The organism is Paracidovorax cattleyae (genome assembly GCF_900104515.1).
In the GTDB taxonomy this organism is placed as follows: Bacteria; Pseudomonadota; Gammaproteobacteria; order Burkholderiales; family Burkholderiaceae_C; genus Paracidovorax; species Paracidovorax cattleyae.
Genome location: NZ_FNJL01000035.1, coordinates 36,915 through 52,110 on the forward strand (window position 1 = coordinate 36,915; position 15,196 = coordinate 52,110).

Consider the following 15,196-nt stretch of genomic DNA (forward strand, 5'->3'; position numbering starts at 1 on the left):
TCTACCTGATTTCGGTTCGCGCCATGCACAACGCCAACTCCACCACCACGATGACGACGACCACGATCGAACGGCTGCCGCAGCCCGCCGCGCCCACCGACAGCGACTACGCCGCCTTCCTCGCCGCACTGCGCAGCGCCGGCTTCGAGGGCGAGATCGGCACCGACTACGCCAGTCGCACCGTGCTGGCGACCGACAACTCCATCTACCAGCGCCTGCCCCAGGCGGCCGTCTACCCGGCCCATGCGCAGGACGTGCAGACCCTCGCACGCCTACTGGCCGAACCGGCGCACCGCGGCATCGCGGTGACCGCGCGCGGCGGCGGCACCGGCACCAACGGCCAGTCGCTGACCACCGGCATCGTGGTGGACCTGTCGCGCCACATGAACCGCATCCTCGAGATCAACGCCGAGGAACGCTGGGTGCGCGTGCAGGCCGGCGTGGTCAAGGACCAGCTCAACGCCGCGCTGAAGCCGCACGGCCTGTTCTTCGCGCCGGAACTCTCCACATCTAACCGCGCGACCATCGGCGGCATGGTCAACACCGATGCCAGCGGCCAGGGCAGCTGCACCTACGGCAAGACGCGCGACCACGTGCTGGCGCTCGACTTCGTGCTGCAGGGCGGCGAGGCGCTGCACAGCCGCCCGCTCGATGCCGACGCCCTGGAGCGCGCCTGCGCGGCGCCCGGCCGCAGCGGCACCGTCTACCGCACGGCCCGCCGCATCGCCGACGAGAAGGCTGCGCTCATCGAGGCGAAATTTCCCAAGCTCAACCGCTGCCTGACCGGCTACGACCTGGCCCACCTGCGCGAGCCCGACGGACGCTTCAACCTCAACAGCGTGCTCTGCGGCGCGGAAGGCTCGCTCGGCTTCCTGGTCGAGGCCCGGCTCAACGTGCTGCCGATACCGAAGTACTCGGTGCTGGTCAACGTGCGCTACGCGGCCTTCATGGATGCGCTGCGCGATGCGCGTGCGCTAATCGCGCTGCAGCCACTGTCGATCGAGACGGTCGACTCCAAGGTGCTGCTGCTGGCCATGCAGGATTTCGTCTGGAACAGCGTGGCCGAATACTTCCCGGCCGATGCGGCCCAGCCGACGCTGGGCATCAACCTGATCGAGTTCAGCGGCGACGATGCCGCCGCGGTGGACCGCGCGGTGGAGGCCTTTGTCGCCCACCTGCGCACCGACACCGGCGTGCAGCGGCTGGGCCACACGCTCGCCGTGGGCCACGACGCGGTCAAGCGGGTCTATGCGATGCGCAAGCGCGCCGTGGGCCTGCTTGGCAACGTGCAGGGCGAGGCCCGGCCGCAGCCCTTCGTGGAGGACACGGCCGTGCCGCCGGAGAACCTGGCCGACTTCATTGCCGAGTTCCGCGCCCTGCTCGACGGCCACGGCCTGCAGTACGGCATGTTCGGCCACGTCGATGCCGGCGTGCTGCACGTGCGCCCCGCGCTGGACATGAAGGATCCGCGCCAGGCGGCCCTGGTGCGTCCGATCTCCGACGGCGTGGCCGCGCTCACCCAGCGCTACGGCGGCCTGCTGTGGGGCGAGCACGGCAAGGGCGTGCGGTCCGAGTACACGCCGGCCTTCTTCGGCGAGCTGTATCCGTCGCTGCAGCAGATCAAGGCTGCGTTCGACCCGCACAACCAGCTCAACCCCGGCAAGATCGCCACCCCGCCCGCGTCCCGCACGCTGCTGCTCAAGGTGGACGGCGTGCCGACCCGCGGCGAGCAGGACCGCCAGATCGACGAGCGGGTCTGGCAGAGCTATGGCGCGGCCATGCACTGCAACGGCAACGGCGCCTGCTACAACTTCGACCCCGACGACGCCATGTGCCCGTCGTGGAAGGCCACGCGCGAGCGGGTGCATTCGCCCAAGGGCCGCGCCTCGCTGATGCGCGAATGGCTGCGGCTGCAGGGCGCGGCCGGCGTGGACGTGCTGGCCGCCTCGGCCGCGCGGCCGCCCTTCCTGCGCGGTCTGGCCGCGCGCTGGCGCAACAGCCGGGCCGCGCGGCGCGGGGAGCCGGACTTCTCCCACGATGTCTACGACGCGATGAGCGGCTGCCTGGCCTGCAAGTCCTGCGCGGGCCAGTGCCCGATCAAGGTCAACGTGCCGGAATTCCGCGCGCGTTTCCTCGCGCTCTACCACCAGCGCTACCTGCGGCCGCTGCGCGACTATCTGATCGGCTCGCTGGAGCACACGGTGCCCTGGATGGCCCGCGCGCCCGGCCTCTACAACGGCCTGATGGGTGCGGGCTGGGTGCGGCGCCTGCTCGAACGCTACGCCGGCATGGTCGACAGCCCGCTGCTGAGCCGGTTCGACCTGGCACCGGTGCTGGCGCGCTGGAACGTGCAGCCGGCCACCGTGCAGGCGCTGCAGGCGCTCTCCGCGCAGGAGCGCGCGCGCAGCGTGGTCATCGTGCAGGACACCTTCACCCGCTTCTTCGACCCCGAGCCGCTGGCCGACTTCGTCGAGCTGGCCGCGCGCCTGGGCCACCGCGTGTGGCTCGCGCCGCTGCAGCCCAACGGCAAGGCGCTGCAGGTGCAGGGCTTCCTCGAAGCCTTCGCCCAGGCGGCGATCCGCAATGCGCGCGGGCTCGCGGAACTGGCGTCCTCGGGCATGCCGCTGGTCGGGCTCGATCCGGCCGTTACGCTGACCTACCGGCAGGAGTACCGCAAGGTGGATGGCATCGGCCCGGTGCCCTCGGTCGCCCTGCCGCAGGAATGGCTGCTGCAGGTGCTGCCGCAGACCACGGCTGCGGCCGAGGGCGCGCAGTACACGCTGATGCCCCACTGCACCGAGGCGACCAACGCGCCGGACAGCGGCAGCCAGTGGACCGAGGTCTTCCGCCGCCGCGGCCTGCGGCTGCGGGTGGAAGCCACCGGCTGCTGCGGCATGTCAGGCACCTACGGCCACGAGCGGCGCCACCTGGAGACATCGCAGCGCATCTATGCGCAGTCCTGGCAGCGCCGGCTGCCGGCCGCAGCCGATGGGGTCGGCGTGCTGGCCACCGGCTATTCGTGCCGCAGCCAGGTGCAGCGGCTGTCGGCGCTGAACCTGCGCCATCCGGTGGGTGCGCTGCTGCTGCAGCTCAGGGCGCAGCAGCCCTGAGCGCCGCGCGCGGCCGCATCAGTACAGGCCGCGCCCGCGGCCGAAGAGCCGCGCCAGGCCGAACAGGGCCGCGATGTGGGGCGTGGGCAGGCCGAGCTTCTGGCCGATCTCGAAGGCCGCGCCGACGATGGTGTCGAGCTCCAGCGGCCGTCCCGCCTCGACGTCCTGCAGCATCGAGGTCTTGAAGGCACCGAGCTTCTCGGTGATCGCATGCCGGTCTTCCACGCCCTGGTCGATCGGGCAGCCGATGCGGCGTCCGATCTCGGCTGCCTCGGTCATGGCGGCTGAGCAGAAGCCGCGCACCAGCGGATCGCCGAGCACCCGGTCGATGGTCGCGCCGGTGATGGCGCTGACCGGGTTCATGGTCATGTTGCCCCAGAGCTTGTACCAGATGTCCCGGCGCACATCGTTGCTGGCCACCGCGTCGAAGCCAGCGCGCTGCAGCAGGCCGACGACGCGCTCGGTGCGCGCGCTGCCGCCGCCGCGCGGCTCGCCGACGATGAGGCCGTTGCCCATCGCATGGCGCACCAGGCCGGGCTCCGGCGTCGAGGTGCTGGCATGCACGACGCAGCCCAGCACCCGGTCGAACGGGATCGCCTCGCCGATGCGGCCCGAGGGATCCGCGCTGCCGAGCCGGTATCCGTCGAAGCCGGGCTGGCCTTCGCAGAACCACCAGGGCACGCCGTTCATCGCCGGCAGCACCACCGTCTCGGGGCCGATCAGCGGACCGATCTGCTCGGCGATCTGGGTCAGCGCCGGTGCCTTGACCGCGATCACGACCAGGTCCTGCGGCCCGAGTGCCCGGGCGTCGGAGCCGACCTGGGCGATGGGCCCCTGCAGCCGGCCGGCCGCCGTGTCCATGCGCCAGCCGTGCTCGGCCAGCGCCTCCAGCGTGGCGCCCCGGGCCAGCGCGCCGACCTGGGCCTCGCCGGCCGCAGCCAGCCGGGTGCCGATGAAGCCGCCGATGGCGCCGGCGCCGACGATGCAGACGCGGGTCATGGCCGCTCCTCCTTGGCCAGGCGTAGGTTGTCCTTGAAGACCTCGGGCACCCGCTCGTCGAAGCCGAGCGCCACGCGCCGAACCTCCGGCGTGTCGGTGGGCATGTGCCCCACGCCCAGGGCCGCGGCACGCGGCGCGTCGATGCCGACCACGGTGCCGCCGATGCGACCCATGTTCGTGATCTCGCATTCGACCGTGTGGCCGGCGTCGATGCTGCGCGAATGGCAGGGCGTGCCCATGAGGATCACGTCGCCCGGCAGCAGGGTGATGTGCCGCGCGATGTCGGCAATCACGTAGTGCGGGCCCCAGATCGTCTCCTCGCCGATCTGCGCTTCCTGCACCACGCGGCCGTTGACGAAGGTGCGCAGCGTCTGCTCGAAGAGGTTCACCCCGCGCACGATGCCCGGGCCGATGGGCAGCAGCGTGTCGGCGCCCTTGACGCGCAGCATGCTGCCCTGGTCGGTGTCGCGGAAGTCCTGCAGGCCCATGTCCAGCGCGGGGCAGAAGCCCTCGATGTAGTCCCAGGCCTCGTCCGGTGTGACGTTGCGGCAGGTGCGCGAGATGACGACGGCGTATTCGCCCTCGTAGTTCAGGTAGCGGCAGTCGGCGGGCTTGAGGATCTGGCCGCCGTGGCCGTTGAGCGAAGTGGTCGGCTTGGTGAAGTAGGTCGGCGTCTCGGTCGGCCGCGGCTTGTTGCGCGTCTCGAAGCTGCGCGAGGTGTAGCTGATGTGCACCGCGATGATCTTGGTCGGATCGACCGGCGGCAGGTAGTGCGGGCCCTCGGCCGCGACGAGGCGGCCGTCGTCGAGCCGCAGCTTGCCGGCGTTGTCGCCGTCCTCGACGATGGTGCCCCAGAAGGCGCTGCCGCCGAGCAGCACGCGGCGGCGCTCCACACGCGGGCCGCGAAACACGGCCGGCAACTCTCGCAGGGGAAATTCAAAGCTCATCGTTCAACCTCGTCAGGGGGAAAGGGTGGAATGCCGATGCGGCCGCAGGCCGTCATTCGGCGGTGATATGGTTGTCGCGGATGATGCGCAGCCAGCGCGTGCGCTCGGCTGCGGCATAGGCGGCGAACTGCTCCGGCGTCGAGCCCCAGGCCTCCATGCCGTGGGATGCGAGCTGCTGCACGACGGCCGGATCGGCCAGCACCAGCCGGATCGCAGCGCCGAGCCGCTCGACCTCGGCCGGCGGCATGCCGCGCGGCGCGACCACGCCCTACCATGCGGCCGCCTCGAACGGGCGGCCGGCCTCGGAGAACGTGGGAACCTGCGGCAGCACCGCGGCACGCGCTTGGCTCGGCACGGCAATGGCCTTCAGGCGGCCGGCCTTGACCAGCGCGGCCGACGACGCCACGTCGCCGAACATCAGGTCGAACTGCGCACCGGCCAGCTCCTGCAGGGCATTGGGCATGCTCTTGTACGGGATGTGCACCGCCTGCAGGCCGTTCTGCTCCAGCCACAGGGCCATCGCCACGTGCTGCGGCGTGCCGGCACCGGTCGACGCATAGCGCGCGCGGCCAGCCTCGGCCCGCAGCCAGGCGAGCAGTTCGTCCAGCGTCCGCGCCGGATGGGCGGGGTGGACGACCAACACCACCGGCAGCCGCGCCAGCAGGCTGACATGGGCGAAGTCCTTGTCGGCCGCATAGCCGATGCGCGGATAGAGGCCGGGGTTGAGCGCCAGCGTGCTCATGCCGGCGGTCATGGCCGTGTTGCCGTCGGGCTTGCTGCGTGCCAGTTCCAGCGCGGCCACCATCGTGGCCGCACCGGGCTTGTTGTCGACCACGATGGGCCGGCCGAGCGTGTCCGCCACGTGGCGCGCGACGATGCGGGTGGACAGGTCGCTGCCGCCGCCCGGCGGAAAGGGCACGATCCAGTGCAGCGTGGCGGATTGCGCCCGGGCGCTCATGGCAGCGGCACCGGCGCCGATGGCCGCGGCGGCCCGGGCCAGCCAGGCCCTGCGGTCGATGTATGCGATGGGCATGGCGTCAGTGCAGGCGCTGGCCTGCATCGAGGTCGAGGGTCGGCAACAGCGCCTCGAGGCTGTCGGGTTCGCGTCCGGTCAGGCGGCGGAAGTCGTCGCTCTGCGCCGTCATGAAGCCCTCGCGCATGGCGCGCGCATAGGCCAGGCGCCGCTCGCGCAGCTCGGGCGGCACCTGCTGCTGCTCCAGTTCGCGGGCATAGCTTTCCTCGTCCATCGGCGCGTAGCGCACCGGCAGGCCGACGACGCGGCCCACGGCGTCGCAGAGCTCGCCGAAGGACACCTGCCGCGGCCCGGTCAACCGCCAGACCGACTGGCCGAGCACGTCGGCCTGCAGCGCCGCCACGGCCGCATCGGCGAGGTCCTCGCGGCCGATGTAGGGCAGCCGGGCGTCGCCGCCCGGCAGGTGGAACACCCCTCCCTCGCGCGCCGCCGTGGCCACGCGCAGCGCCATGTTCTCGAGGTAGGGGCCGTCGCGCAGCAGCGCGCATTCGCATCCGGTGGCGCGGATTGCGGCCTCGCTCTCGCGGTGGACGCGGGCTACCACCGACGGCGATGCCGAGTCCACGTCGATGAAGCTGGTGTAGACGATGCGGCGCACGCCGGCCCGCTGGGCGGCCTCGGCGGCCGCGGCGTGCGCGCGCACGCGCTGGTCGTCGTCGCCCTCGATCGAGACCAGTAGCAGCCGATCGACACCGGCGAAGGCCTCGGCCAGGCTGGAGGGATCGTGGAAGTCGGCCCGCCGCACCTCATCGGCCTGCAGCAGGCCGCGCCGGCCGGGCTCGCGCGAGCAGGCGACGACCCGGTCTCCCGCGGCACGGTACTGGAGCAGCCGGCGGAGCACCGCCTGCCCGAGCTGGCCGCCCGCGCCCGTCACTGCGAACGTGGTCATGCCGCGGCCCTCGCGCCCGCCGTTGCGCGGCGGCTACCAGACATGGCGCACGCCGACCATTGCGCCGGTGCGGGAGTTGAAACCGTTGAACGACAAGCCCGTGCCGGCGATGCCGTTGGCGGCACTGCGGTCCCTGAACTTGTTGTAGTCGACTTCGGCATAGAGATCGGTGCGCTTGGACAGGAAATACTGGGCCACGCCGTAGGCCGTGCTGCGGCTGGCCGATACCTTGCGGCCGGCGGCGCCCTCCGTGGTGCCGGAGATGCGGTCGTGGTAGGCGCCCACGATGAAGTTGACCGCCTGCGTCGCACGCCAGCTCACGCCGGTGATCAGCATGCGGTCACGGCGGCTGGCGTTGACCGCGCCCGCGACGCCGGCCACGGCGAGGTTGTTGAAGGCGGGTGCCAGGCTGGTGTTGGCCAGCGGCGCGCCGGAGTTGTTCGCACCGGCGGCAAAGCCGGCGTCGCGGCGGCCGTCCACGTAGCCGAGGTGGAACTTGAGGTCCTGCACCGCATAGGTGCCGCCGAAGGCGAAGACGTCGAGGTCCTTGCGGTTGGCATCGCGGCTGGTCTGCAGCCCCGCGCCGTAGGCCGCGTCGCCGGCCAGGCCGGAGACGAACACGCCCGCGGTACGGCCCAGCGTGGCGCCGCCGGCCTGCTCGCCGGCCGCGTAGAGCAGGCCGACCTCGGTGCCACCCCACTTGCCGACGTAGAGCACGCTGTTGTCGAAGCGCACGCCCTCGATCAGCACCTGGGGCGCATTTTCGAGCGGGAAGTTGCCCTGGCCGAGCGGATCGAAGACGCCGACGGCGCGGTGCATCACGCCGTACTGACGGCCGGCGCTGACCGCCCCCCAGTTGCCGCTGAGCCCCACCCAGACCTGGCGGCCCCAGAACTGGCCCTGCTGCTCGATGCCGCCGGTGTCGACGGCCATGCCGTGCTCCAGCACGAAATTGGCCTTGAGGCCCGCGCCCAGGTCCTCGGTGCCGCGCAGGCCGAGCCGGTTGCCGTTGAGCGCGCCGGAGCCGAGCGACGACTGCGATGCGCCGGTGGCGGTCATGTGCGTCGCATAGCGGACGCCTTCGTCGATGAGGCCGTAGATGGCCACCGAGGACTGGGCCCGCGCGGCCGGTGCGAGGCCGGCGGCCAGCAGGGCGGCGCCCAGGGTGGATGCGAGCGGCATGCGGATGGTCATGCGGTTGTCTCCTCTTCGTTGGTATTGGTGTAGGTGATCGGGGTCGTGGGGTGTTGCCGCCCGCTGCCGGTGCCCCCTCGGCACCGGCCGGCCGGCGGTCGCTCTCAGTCGAACCAGACGTGGATGTTTCCGGTGCCGCGTGCGTTCTCGTAGGCCGACAGGGCCACGCCCCTGGAACGGCAGGCGGCTCCGCCCATCGCGCCGACCATCTGCAGGTAGTGCGCGCCGAAGGCTTCCCAAGGCTTGCGGCGGTAGTCCTCGTCCCAGCGCTCCAGAATCAGGTCGTGCCGGCCTTCCTCCATCAGCGCGATGGCCTGCTTGTCGCTCGCGATGTTCTCCGGCGATGAGACATTGCTCTCGTGGAAGATCCGCGGATGGTTGGGCTTCCAGTCGATACCGTTGAACTTGTGGCTCAGCGCGCCGGAACCCAGCAGCACCACGCGCAGGTCGCTGCGGCGGATGGCCTCGCCGATGGCCTCGCCGGAGGCGACGAAGTGGCGCCAGTCGCAGTTCTGGCACGAACTGGCGGTGACCACCGGCGTGTCGGAGAGCTCCAGCCGCAGGTGCTTGACCAGGTTCACCGTGGCGTAGTGCCGGCCCAAGTCGGGATGCTGTACCGCGCGGTTGAAGCCGCCGCGCTCGCGCGACACCGCCTCGATGGACAGCGCGAACTCGGGATGGCCGCGGTAGGCATACGGCACGCCGTGGAGGTACCAGGGCATCTCGTCGGAGATGTAGGTTCCCTCATAGCGCTTGCCGCCGTCCACCAGGTGGTAGCCGGTGGTGAACCAGTGGCTGTCGAAGATGAGCACCACGTCGGGCCTGGCGGCCTCGATGCGCTGGCGCAGCCGCGCATAGCCTGCGATGAGGTCGGAGTCCTCGCCCGCGCCCATGGCCTTGCGGAACTCCTCGCACTGCATCAATCCGGGATGGTGCGAAACGATGGCGGCACCGACGATCTGTCCCATACTGTTCTCCTGTGGTCAACGATGGCTAAAACTGGCGCGGAAGGGTTTCTTCGGAACGACCACATCCTTGACGTCGCAGAAGAACTCGAAGCTCCAGTCGCCGCCCTCGCGGCCGATGCCGCTGCGCTTGATGCCGCCGAACGGAGCGGCCAGGTCGCGGATACCGAAGCTGTTGACCCAGATGAAGCCGGTGCGCACCTGCTGGGCGACCTCGGTCGCATGGTCCTGCCCGCCGTAGCACACGCCGCCGAGCCCGTAGTCGGTGCCGTTGGCCAGCGCGATGGCTTCCTCGTCCGTGGCGAAGGTCTGCAGCGTGAGCACCGGGCCGAACACCTCGTTCTGCACGATCTCGTCGTCCTGCTTCAGGCCGGTGACCAGCGTCGGCTGGTAGTACTGGGCACCGAACGCATGGCGCTCGCCACCCCACAGCAGCGTCGCGCCCGCGGCGACGGCGCGCTGCACATAGCCCTCGACCCGCTCGACTTGGCGCGGATGGATGATCGGGCCGATCTCGGTCGCCTCGTCGCGCGGATCGCCGATCGCCAGCTTCTCGACGTAGCCGCGCAGGATGGACACGAACTCGTCGGCCACCTTCGCATGCACCAGCAGCCGGGTCCCGGCCAGGCAGACCTGGCCGGCGTTGCGGTACATCAGCGCGGCGGTCGCTGCGGCGTTGTCGAGGTCGGCGTCCTCCAGCACGATGAATGGACTCTTGCCGCCCAGCTCCAGGCTGCAGGGCACCAGGTTGGCGCCTGCGGCCTGGGCGATCCACTTGGCCGTGCCCACGCTGCCGGTGAACGACACGCGGGCGATCCGCGGATCGCTGACCAAGCGAGCGCCGGTGGTGGCGCCGGTGCCCTGCACCACGTTGAAGACCCCGGGCGGCAAGCCGGCCGCATGGGCCGCGTCGGCCAGCAGCGAGCAGGTCAGCGGCGCCCATTCCGGCGGCTTCAGGATGCAGGTGTTGCCGGCTGCGAGCGCCGGCCCGAGCTTCCAAGTCGACAGCATCAGCGGCGCGTTCCACGGCGTGATGATGGCGACCACGCCGGCCGGGTCGTGGCGCACGATGTGGTGGGCCTGCTCGGTGTCGATCGGGCGGTCCTGGAGTTCGAGCGCATGCTGGGCGAACCAGGAGATATTGAGCCTGGCCCGCGGCACCACGCCGTGGCGCATGCGCGAGAGCAGCACGCCGGCGTCGTTGCTCTCGAGCACGCAGAACGCGTCGGCGCGCTTGCCGATCTCGTCGGCGAACCGGTCGAGGTAGGGCTTGCGCTCGGCCGCGGTCAGCGCGCTCCAGGCCGGAAAGGCGGCCTGCGCCGCCTCGATGGCCGCGTCCACGTGCTCGTCGAGGCCTTCGGCGATCTGGCCGATCTCGCGCTGGTCGATGGGACTGGCGAGCGCGAAACGGCGGGACGACGGCACCCGTGCGCCGCCGATGTAGTGGTCGGGCGACACCGGGATGCCCGCGACGTCGAGCGGGGAGGTTGCGATGGTCATGGCTTGCTTCTTTCCTTGCTGTCCTGTGTTGCGATGCGGGCTAGCTGCTCAGCGGGGTGAAGCCGCTGCCCTTGACGACCGGGGCCCAGAAGCCGAGGTCGGCCTGCAGGCGGCGGGCCAGTTCCTCGGCCGAGGAGCCCACGTTGACCATGCCGAACTTGGCGAACTTGTCGGTCATGTCCTTCTGCCGCACGGCCGCGGCGATGGCGCCGGAGGCGCGGGCGACCACGGCCGGCGGGGTCTTGGCCGGCATGAACATGCCGAACCACTCGCCCACGACGACGCTCGGCGCGCCCTGATCGGCGAACGTGGGCACGGCCGGGAAGAAGTGCGACCGCTTGTCACCCGAGGTACCGAGCAGGCGCAGCCGGCCGTCGGACATGTAGGGGGTGAACGACCCTTCGGGCGCGATCAGCGAGGTGAGCTGTCCGCCGAGCAGGTCGTTGAGCGCCGGCGCGGTGCCCTTGTAGGGCACGGGCTCGATCCGGGTCTTGAGCTCGCGCGACAGCATGATCGTCAGGAAGTGCGGCATCGAGCCGTCGCCGGTGTTTCCGCAGTTGGCCAGCGTGCGGTTGGCCGAGCACCAGGCGGCGAAGTCCTGCAGCGTCCTGACCGAGGCCGGCACGGCCGGCCCGACGGCCAGTGCATGGACGAAGTCGCAGACCTGCGACACCGGCACCAGGTCGCGCACCGGGTCGTAGCCCAGCTTGGCATACACGTAGGGATACATCGTCACCACGGACGACGGCGTGAGCAGGATGGTGTGGCCGTCCGGTGCCGCAGAGCGCAGCGCGTCCACCGCTAGGCGGCCGCCCGCACCGGGCCGGTTGTCCACGATGGCGGCACGGGCCAGCACGCTGGCGACCTTGTCGCCGACCCAGCGCGTGATCGCATCGGCGCCGCCGCCCGCGGGAAAGCCGCAGATCAGCCGCAGCGTGTCGGGCAGCGCCGGGGCCTGGGCATGGCCCTGCTGCGGCAGCGCAGCGGCGGCGCCGGTGGCGGCCGACCACCGCAGCAGCTGCCGGCGCGAAAGGAAGGGGGTCATCGTTGTCTCCTGCTTGTTGTCGTATCGGAGGTGCTTCGCGCACCTGGGCCGGTGTCAATAGCCCGTCGCGGCCGGCCGGGCGTCGGTAGTGGCGGCGGCGCTGCCGCTGCTGCGGAAGCGCCCGGCCAGGCCGCTGGCGGCCTGGGCCAGCAGCGTGGCATCGACGCCGACGGCCACGAAGCGGGCACCGAGCGCGATGTAGTGCCGCGCCAGCGCCTCGTCCACGCAGAGGATGCCCGGCGCCTTGCCGGCGGCCAGGATCTGTCCGATGGCCTTGTCGATCGCAGCGCGCACCTCCGGGTGCGCAGGCTGGCCCAGGTAGCCCATCGACGCCGACAGGTCGGCCGGGCCGATGAACACGCCGTCGATGCCGTCGATCGCGGCGATGGCCTCGACCTGGGCGACGGCAGCGGCGGTCTCGACCTGCACCAGCAGGCAGGTGCGGTCGTTGGCCGTCCGCAGATAGTCGCGGTCGGCGCCCCAGCGCGAGGAGCGCGCCAGCCCGCTGCCCACGCCGCGGATGCCCTGCGGCGGATAGCGCACGGCCTGCACCAGCGCCCGCGCCTGTTCGGCGTTTTCGACCATCGGGATGAGCAGCGTGGTGGCGCCGATCTCCAGCACCTGCTTGATCAGCGCGGCATCGCCCTGCGGCAGGCGGACCACCGGCTGCGTGTCGTAGGCCGCGATGGCCTGCAGCGCGCCGAGCATGGACCGCAGGTCGTTCGGGCCGTGCTCACCGTCGACCAGCAGCCAGTCGAAGCCGGCGGTGGCGCACAGCTCGGCCGTGTAGGGATCGGCCAGGCCCAGCCAGAGCCCGATCTGCGGCTCGGCGCGGCGCAGGGCCTGCTTGAAGGCGTTGTGCGGCGCAGCCATCAGACGAACCTCAGCGAGATGGAGCCGAGCGGGCCGTAGTCCGCATGCAGGGTGTCGCCCGGCGTGCAGGCGACCGGACGGGTGAAGGAGCCGCCGAGCACGATCTCGCCGGCCTCCAGGTGCTGGTCGAAGGCCGCCAGCTTGTTAGCCAGCCAGGCCACGCCGGTGCCGGGATGGTTGAGCACCGCGGCGCCCAGGCCGGACTCCTCGATGACGCCGTTCTTGAACAGCAGCGCGCCGGCCCAGCGCCAGTCGACCGCGTCGGGCTTCATCGGGCGGCCGCCGAGCACGATGGCAGCATTGGCCGCGTTGTCGGCAATGGTGTCGCGCACCGAGCGCGGGGCCTTGGTGGCGCGGTCGACCTGCTCGATGCGCGCGTCGATCAGCTCCAGCGCCGGCACCACGTAGTCGGTGGCGCGCAGCACGTCGACCAGCGACACGCGCGGGCCCTTGAGCGGCCGGCCCAGGATGAAGGCGAATTCCACCTCGATGCGCGGCACGATGAAGCGCGCTGCTTCCACCTCGCTGCTGGTCTCCAGCACCATGTCGTCGAGCAGTTCGCCGTAGTCCGGCTCGGTGATGTTGGACGCCTGCTGCATGGCGCGCGAGGTGAGGCCGATCTTGTGGCCCACGACCTGGCGGCCCTCCTGTTCCCGCTTGATCGCCATCCAAGCACGCTGGATGGCATAGCTGTCGGCGATGGTCATGCCGGGGTAGCGGCGCGAGAACTGCTCTATCTGCGTGCGCGACTTCTCAGCCTGGTGCAGCTCCCGCGCCAGGGCGAGATGAACTTCGCTGTCCAACATCGAGGTGTCTCCGAGTTATGGGGTGGCGCGTAGTGTCTGGAGATGCATTGCCATCGACAAGCAATGAATTCATGACCATTGCCAATTTTTGGTTGAAAATCACGGCATGGCTTTAACCCGCTTCACCCTTCGCCAGCTGGATGCCTTCGCGGCCGTGTCGAACCTGCAGAGCTTCGGCGGCGCGGCCGAGCGGCTCGGCCTGAGCGCGCAGGCTGTGAGCCAGCTCGTGGCCGAGCTGGAGTCGGTGGTGGGCTTCCGGCTGCTCGACCGCACGACGCGGCGGGTCAGCTTGTCCAACGCCGGGCGCGACTTCCTCGGGCCGGCCGAGTCCATCCTGCGCCATGTACGCGACGCCGAGAGCGCAGCGGCCGACGTGCGCAACCGGGCCGTGGGCGTGGTGCGCGTGGGCGCGCCGCTGGTGCTAGCCAGCTCAGCACTGCCGGCCGCGATCCGACAGTACCAGGAGAGCCATCCCAAGGTCGTCGTGCGGGTGCGCGACATCGCCGTCGATGCGCTGGTCGGCGCGGTCGCGGCCGGCGACGTAGACATCGCCGTCGGACCCGACCGGCCGGTCGGACCCGACGTAGACCGCCGTGAGGTGTTCGACAGCCTCTGGGTGCTGTGGTGCGCAGCTTGGCACCCGCTGGCAAGCAAGCCGGTCGTGCGTTGGCCTGACCTGCACGACGTCGCGCTGGTGGCCGCCGGCCATGACCACGAGCGGAGCGTGGCCCGCATGCAGCTGAGCACGCCCGAGGGCGAGCGGGTGATCCCAGTGGACGTGGTCGAGAACGTGTCGACCGCGCTCGGTATCGCCGCTCAGGGGCTAGCCGCTACGCTAGCGCCTGCCTATGTTTGCGTAACAGCATTTCCGCTCGGCCTGCTCATGCGCCGCGTCATCGAGCCAGAAGCGGTGCGCAAGGTCTGTCTATACCAACCGATCCACCGAAGCCGCTCCCCGGCCGCCCAAGGCTTCGCCGAACACCTAGCTGCCTGGCTGCCGGACTGGGCCGAAGCAGGCTTAAAGCCACCCGCGGCCGCTCCGAACAATACTGCGGGTGGCAGACCTTAATGAAGTTGCTGTTCGAATTCCGTCCAGATGAAGCATTGCACGCCACTGTGCAGCCTGACCTCGTTGTAGTGCTGGCGCCATGACTTTGTGATGATGCCGGCCTAACGAGGCGAACAAAAGCCTGACTGTTGCAGTCGCTGACCGAGGAGGCAAGGAGCTGACCGACCATGCCCGGTTGACCATCGAATCGGGCGTAAAGGTGTTCTTTTCGATCGACAGAGCCCCTGGCAACCCTAGGCCGGGTCAAATCAATCAGATGGACAGCGCTTGCTGCCGTCCTATATTCCAATCCGCGGATGCTCCACGAACTAGAGCCGTCAACCGCTGTCCAAGCTTCGGCTCAACAACGGACCTCCACGGCACAAGACTGAAGCTTTTGCCCTCGTCTAACATCACATACCGACCGCTGACAAGCCTGACAGACTGTCGATACACGCCAGCTGACCTGCCCCCTTCAGCCGTGCCAATGTTGAGTTAGCGAGTCCAAGGGTTTGGAGATTACTTGATCTCCGGTTGTTGCACAGCATCGCCAGTGCGCTGGCGATGCTGTGCGGCGAAACTGGCCGGCGGTATGCGCCCCAGTGAGCTGTGCGGGCGTACTTCGTTGTAGTCCCGCCGCCATCGGGCAATCTCCTGCCTGGCCTGTGGCAGTGACTCGAACCACTGCTCATTGAGGCACTCATCCCTGAACTTGCCGTTGAAGCTCTCAATGTAGGCGTTCTGCGTCGGGCAGCCTGCGTCGTTGAGCAAGTGCCGAACGCCCCGG

General features: G+C 70.2%; 13 protein-coding genes and 1 pseudogene. 2 read left to right on the forward strand and 12 right to left on the reverse strand.

Annotated features, from left to right (window positions below; translation table 11 throughout):
* Positions 1-23: 23 nt before the first annotated feature.
* Positions 24-3,110, forward strand: a complete 3,087-nt coding sequence (gene ydiJ, locus BLR05_RS21975; protein WP_244160150.1) for a D-2-hydroxyglutarate dehydrogenase YdiJ — start codon at positions 24-26, stop codon at positions 3,108-3,110.
* A gap of 18 nt (positions 3,111-3,128) precedes the next feature.
* On the opposite strand, the gene BLR05_RS21980 is transcribed toward ydiJ, so the two are convergent.
* The 10 genes and pseudogenes from BLR05_RS21980 to hpaH form a co-directional block, all read right to left on the reverse strand.
* The gene (locus BLR05_RS21980; protein WP_092838948.1) at positions 3,129-4,109 is read right to left on the reverse strand and encodes a 2-dehydropantoate 2-reductase; all 981 of its coding nucleotides are present in this window, start codon (positions 4,107-4,109) and stop codon (positions 3,129-3,131) included.
* The gene (locus BLR05_RS21985) at positions 4,106-5,056 is read right to left on the reverse strand and encodes a fumarylacetoacetate hydrolase family protein (RefSeq protein ID WP_092838951.1); all 951 of its coding nucleotides are present in this window, start codon (positions 5,054-5,056) and stop codon (positions 4,106-4,108) included. The genes BLR05_RS21980 and BLR05_RS21985 overlap by 4 nt, the downstream gene beginning before the upstream one ends.
* Before the next feature lie 52 nt (positions 5,057-5,108).
* Positions 5,109-6,116 (reverse strand): annotated as a pseudogene (locus tag BLR05_RS21995) (Bug family tripartite tricarboxylate transporter substrate binding protein).
* Positions 6,094-6,978, reverse strand: a complete 885-nt coding sequence (locus tag BLR05_RS22000; RefSeq protein WP_092838960.1) for an NAD(P)H-binding protein — start codon at positions 6,976-6,978, stop codon at positions 6,094-6,096. Before BLR05_RS22000 ends, BLR05_RS21995 begins: the two are co-directional and overlap by 23 nt.
* 33 nt (positions 6,979-7,011) lie before the next feature.
* The gene (locus BLR05_RS22005; RefSeq protein WP_092838962.1) at positions 7,012-8,172 is read right to left on the reverse strand and encodes a porin; all 1,161 of its coding nucleotides are present in this window, start codon (positions 8,170-8,172) and stop codon (positions 7,012-7,014) included.
* A 104-nt stretch (positions 8,173-8,276) separates the two neighbouring features.
* Complete coding sequence (locus tag BLR05_RS22010) at positions 8,277-9,140, reverse strand: DODA-type extradiol aromatic ring-opening family dioxygenase (protein WP_092838965.1); 864 nt, start codon at positions 9,138-9,140, stop codon at positions 8,277-8,279.
* Positions 9,141-9,155: 15 nt separating this feature from the next.
* Positions 9,156-10,637, reverse strand: a complete 1,482-nt coding sequence (locus BLR05_RS22015) for an aldehyde dehydrogenase family protein (RefSeq protein WP_225978910.1) — start codon at positions 10,635-10,637, stop codon at positions 9,156-9,158.
* Positions 10,638-10,677: 40 nt separating this feature from the next.
* Positions 10,678-11,682: a tripartite tricarboxylate transporter substrate-binding protein gene (locus BLR05_RS22020; RefSeq protein ID WP_092838968.1), complete on the reverse strand. Its 1,005-nt coding sequence runs from the start codon at positions 11,680-11,682 to the stop codon at positions 10,678-10,680.
* Positions 11,683-11,736: 54 nt separating this feature from the next.
* The gene (hpaI, locus tag BLR05_RS22025) at positions 11,737-12,555 is read right to left on the reverse strand and encodes a 4-hydroxy-2-oxoheptanedioate aldolase (protein WP_092838971.1); all 819 of its coding nucleotides are present in this window, start codon (positions 12,553-12,555) and stop codon (positions 11,737-11,739) included.
* Positions 12,555-13,361 (reverse strand): 2-oxo-hept-4-ene-1,7-dioate hydratase, encoded by an 807-nt coding sequence (gene hpaH / locus BLR05_RS22030; protein ID WP_092838974.1) that lies wholly within the window; start codon positions 13,359-13,361, stop codon positions 12,555-12,557. Before hpaH ends, hpaI begins: the two co-directional genes overlap by 1 nt.
* A gap of 106 nt (positions 13,362-13,467) precedes the next feature.
* Here hpaH and BLR05_RS22035 point away from each other — a divergent pair, with 106 nt between their 5' ends.
* Complete coding sequence (locus BLR05_RS22035) at positions 13,468-14,430, forward strand: LysR family transcriptional regulator (RefSeq protein WP_092838977.1); 963 nt, start codon at positions 13,468-13,470, stop codon at positions 14,428-14,430.
* Between the two features lie 252 nt (positions 14,431-14,682).
* On the opposite strand, the gene BLR05_RS22040 is transcribed toward BLR05_RS22035, so the two are convergent.
* On the reverse strand, positions 14,683-14,898 hold the full coding sequence (locus tag BLR05_RS22040) for a DUF3363 domain-containing protein (protein ID WP_092838980.1): 216 nt from the start codon (positions 14,896-14,898) through the stop codon (positions 14,683-14,685).
* Positions 14,899-14,928: 30 nt separating this feature from the next.
* A partial coding sequence (locus tag BLR05_RS22045; protein WP_143015956.1) for an integrase core domain-containing protein occupies positions 14,929-15,196 on the reverse strand: 268 nt, incomplete at its 5' end.

Excerpts from the sequence above, each read along its gene's own strand:
- BLR05_RS21980 (WP_092838948.1), bottom strand. The coding sequence starts at position 4,109 with ATGACCCGCGTCTGCATCGTCGGCGCCGGCGCCATCGGCGGCTTCATC.
- BLR05_RS22015 (WP_225978910.1), bottom strand. The coding sequence starts at position 10,637 with ATGACCATCGCAACCTCCCCGCTCGACGTCGCGGGCATCCCGGTGTCG.
- BLR05_RS22010 (WP_092838965.1), bottom strand. The coding sequence starts at position 9,140 with ATGGGACAGATCGTCGGTGCCGCCATCGTTTCGCACCATCCCGGATTG.
- BLR05_RS22020 (WP_092838968.1), bottom strand. The coding sequence starts at position 11,682 with ATGACCCCCTTCCTTTCGCGCCGGCAGCTGCTGCGGTGGTCGGCCGCC.
- BLR05_RS22000 (WP_092838960.1), bottom strand. The coding sequence starts at position 6,978 with ATGACCACGTTCGCAGTGACGGGCGCGGGCGGCCAGCTCGGGCAGGCG.
- ydiJ (WP_244160150.1), top strand. The coding sequence starts at position 24 with ATGCACAACGCCAACTCCACCACCACGATGACGACGACCACGATCGAA.
- BLR05_RS21985 (WP_092838951.1), bottom strand. The coding sequence starts at position 5,056 with ATGAGCTTTGAATTTCCCCTGCGAGAGTTGCCGGCCGTGTTTCGCGGC.
- BLR05_RS22005 (WP_092838962.1), bottom strand. The coding sequence starts at position 8,172 with ATGACCATCCGCATGCCGCTCGCATCCACCCTGGGCGCCGCCCTGCTG.
- hpaI (WP_092838971.1), bottom strand. The coding sequence starts at position 12,555 with ATGGCTGCGCCGCACAACGCCTTCAAGCAGGCCCTGCGCCGCGCCGAG.
- hpaH (WP_092838974.1), bottom strand. The coding sequence starts at position 13,361 with ATGTTGGACAGCGAAGTTCATCTCGCCCTGGCGCGGGAGCTGCACCAG.
- BLR05_RS22035 (WP_092838977.1), top strand. The coding sequence starts at position 13,468 with ATGGCTTTAACCCGCTTCACCCTTCGCCAGCTGGATGCCTTCGCGGCC.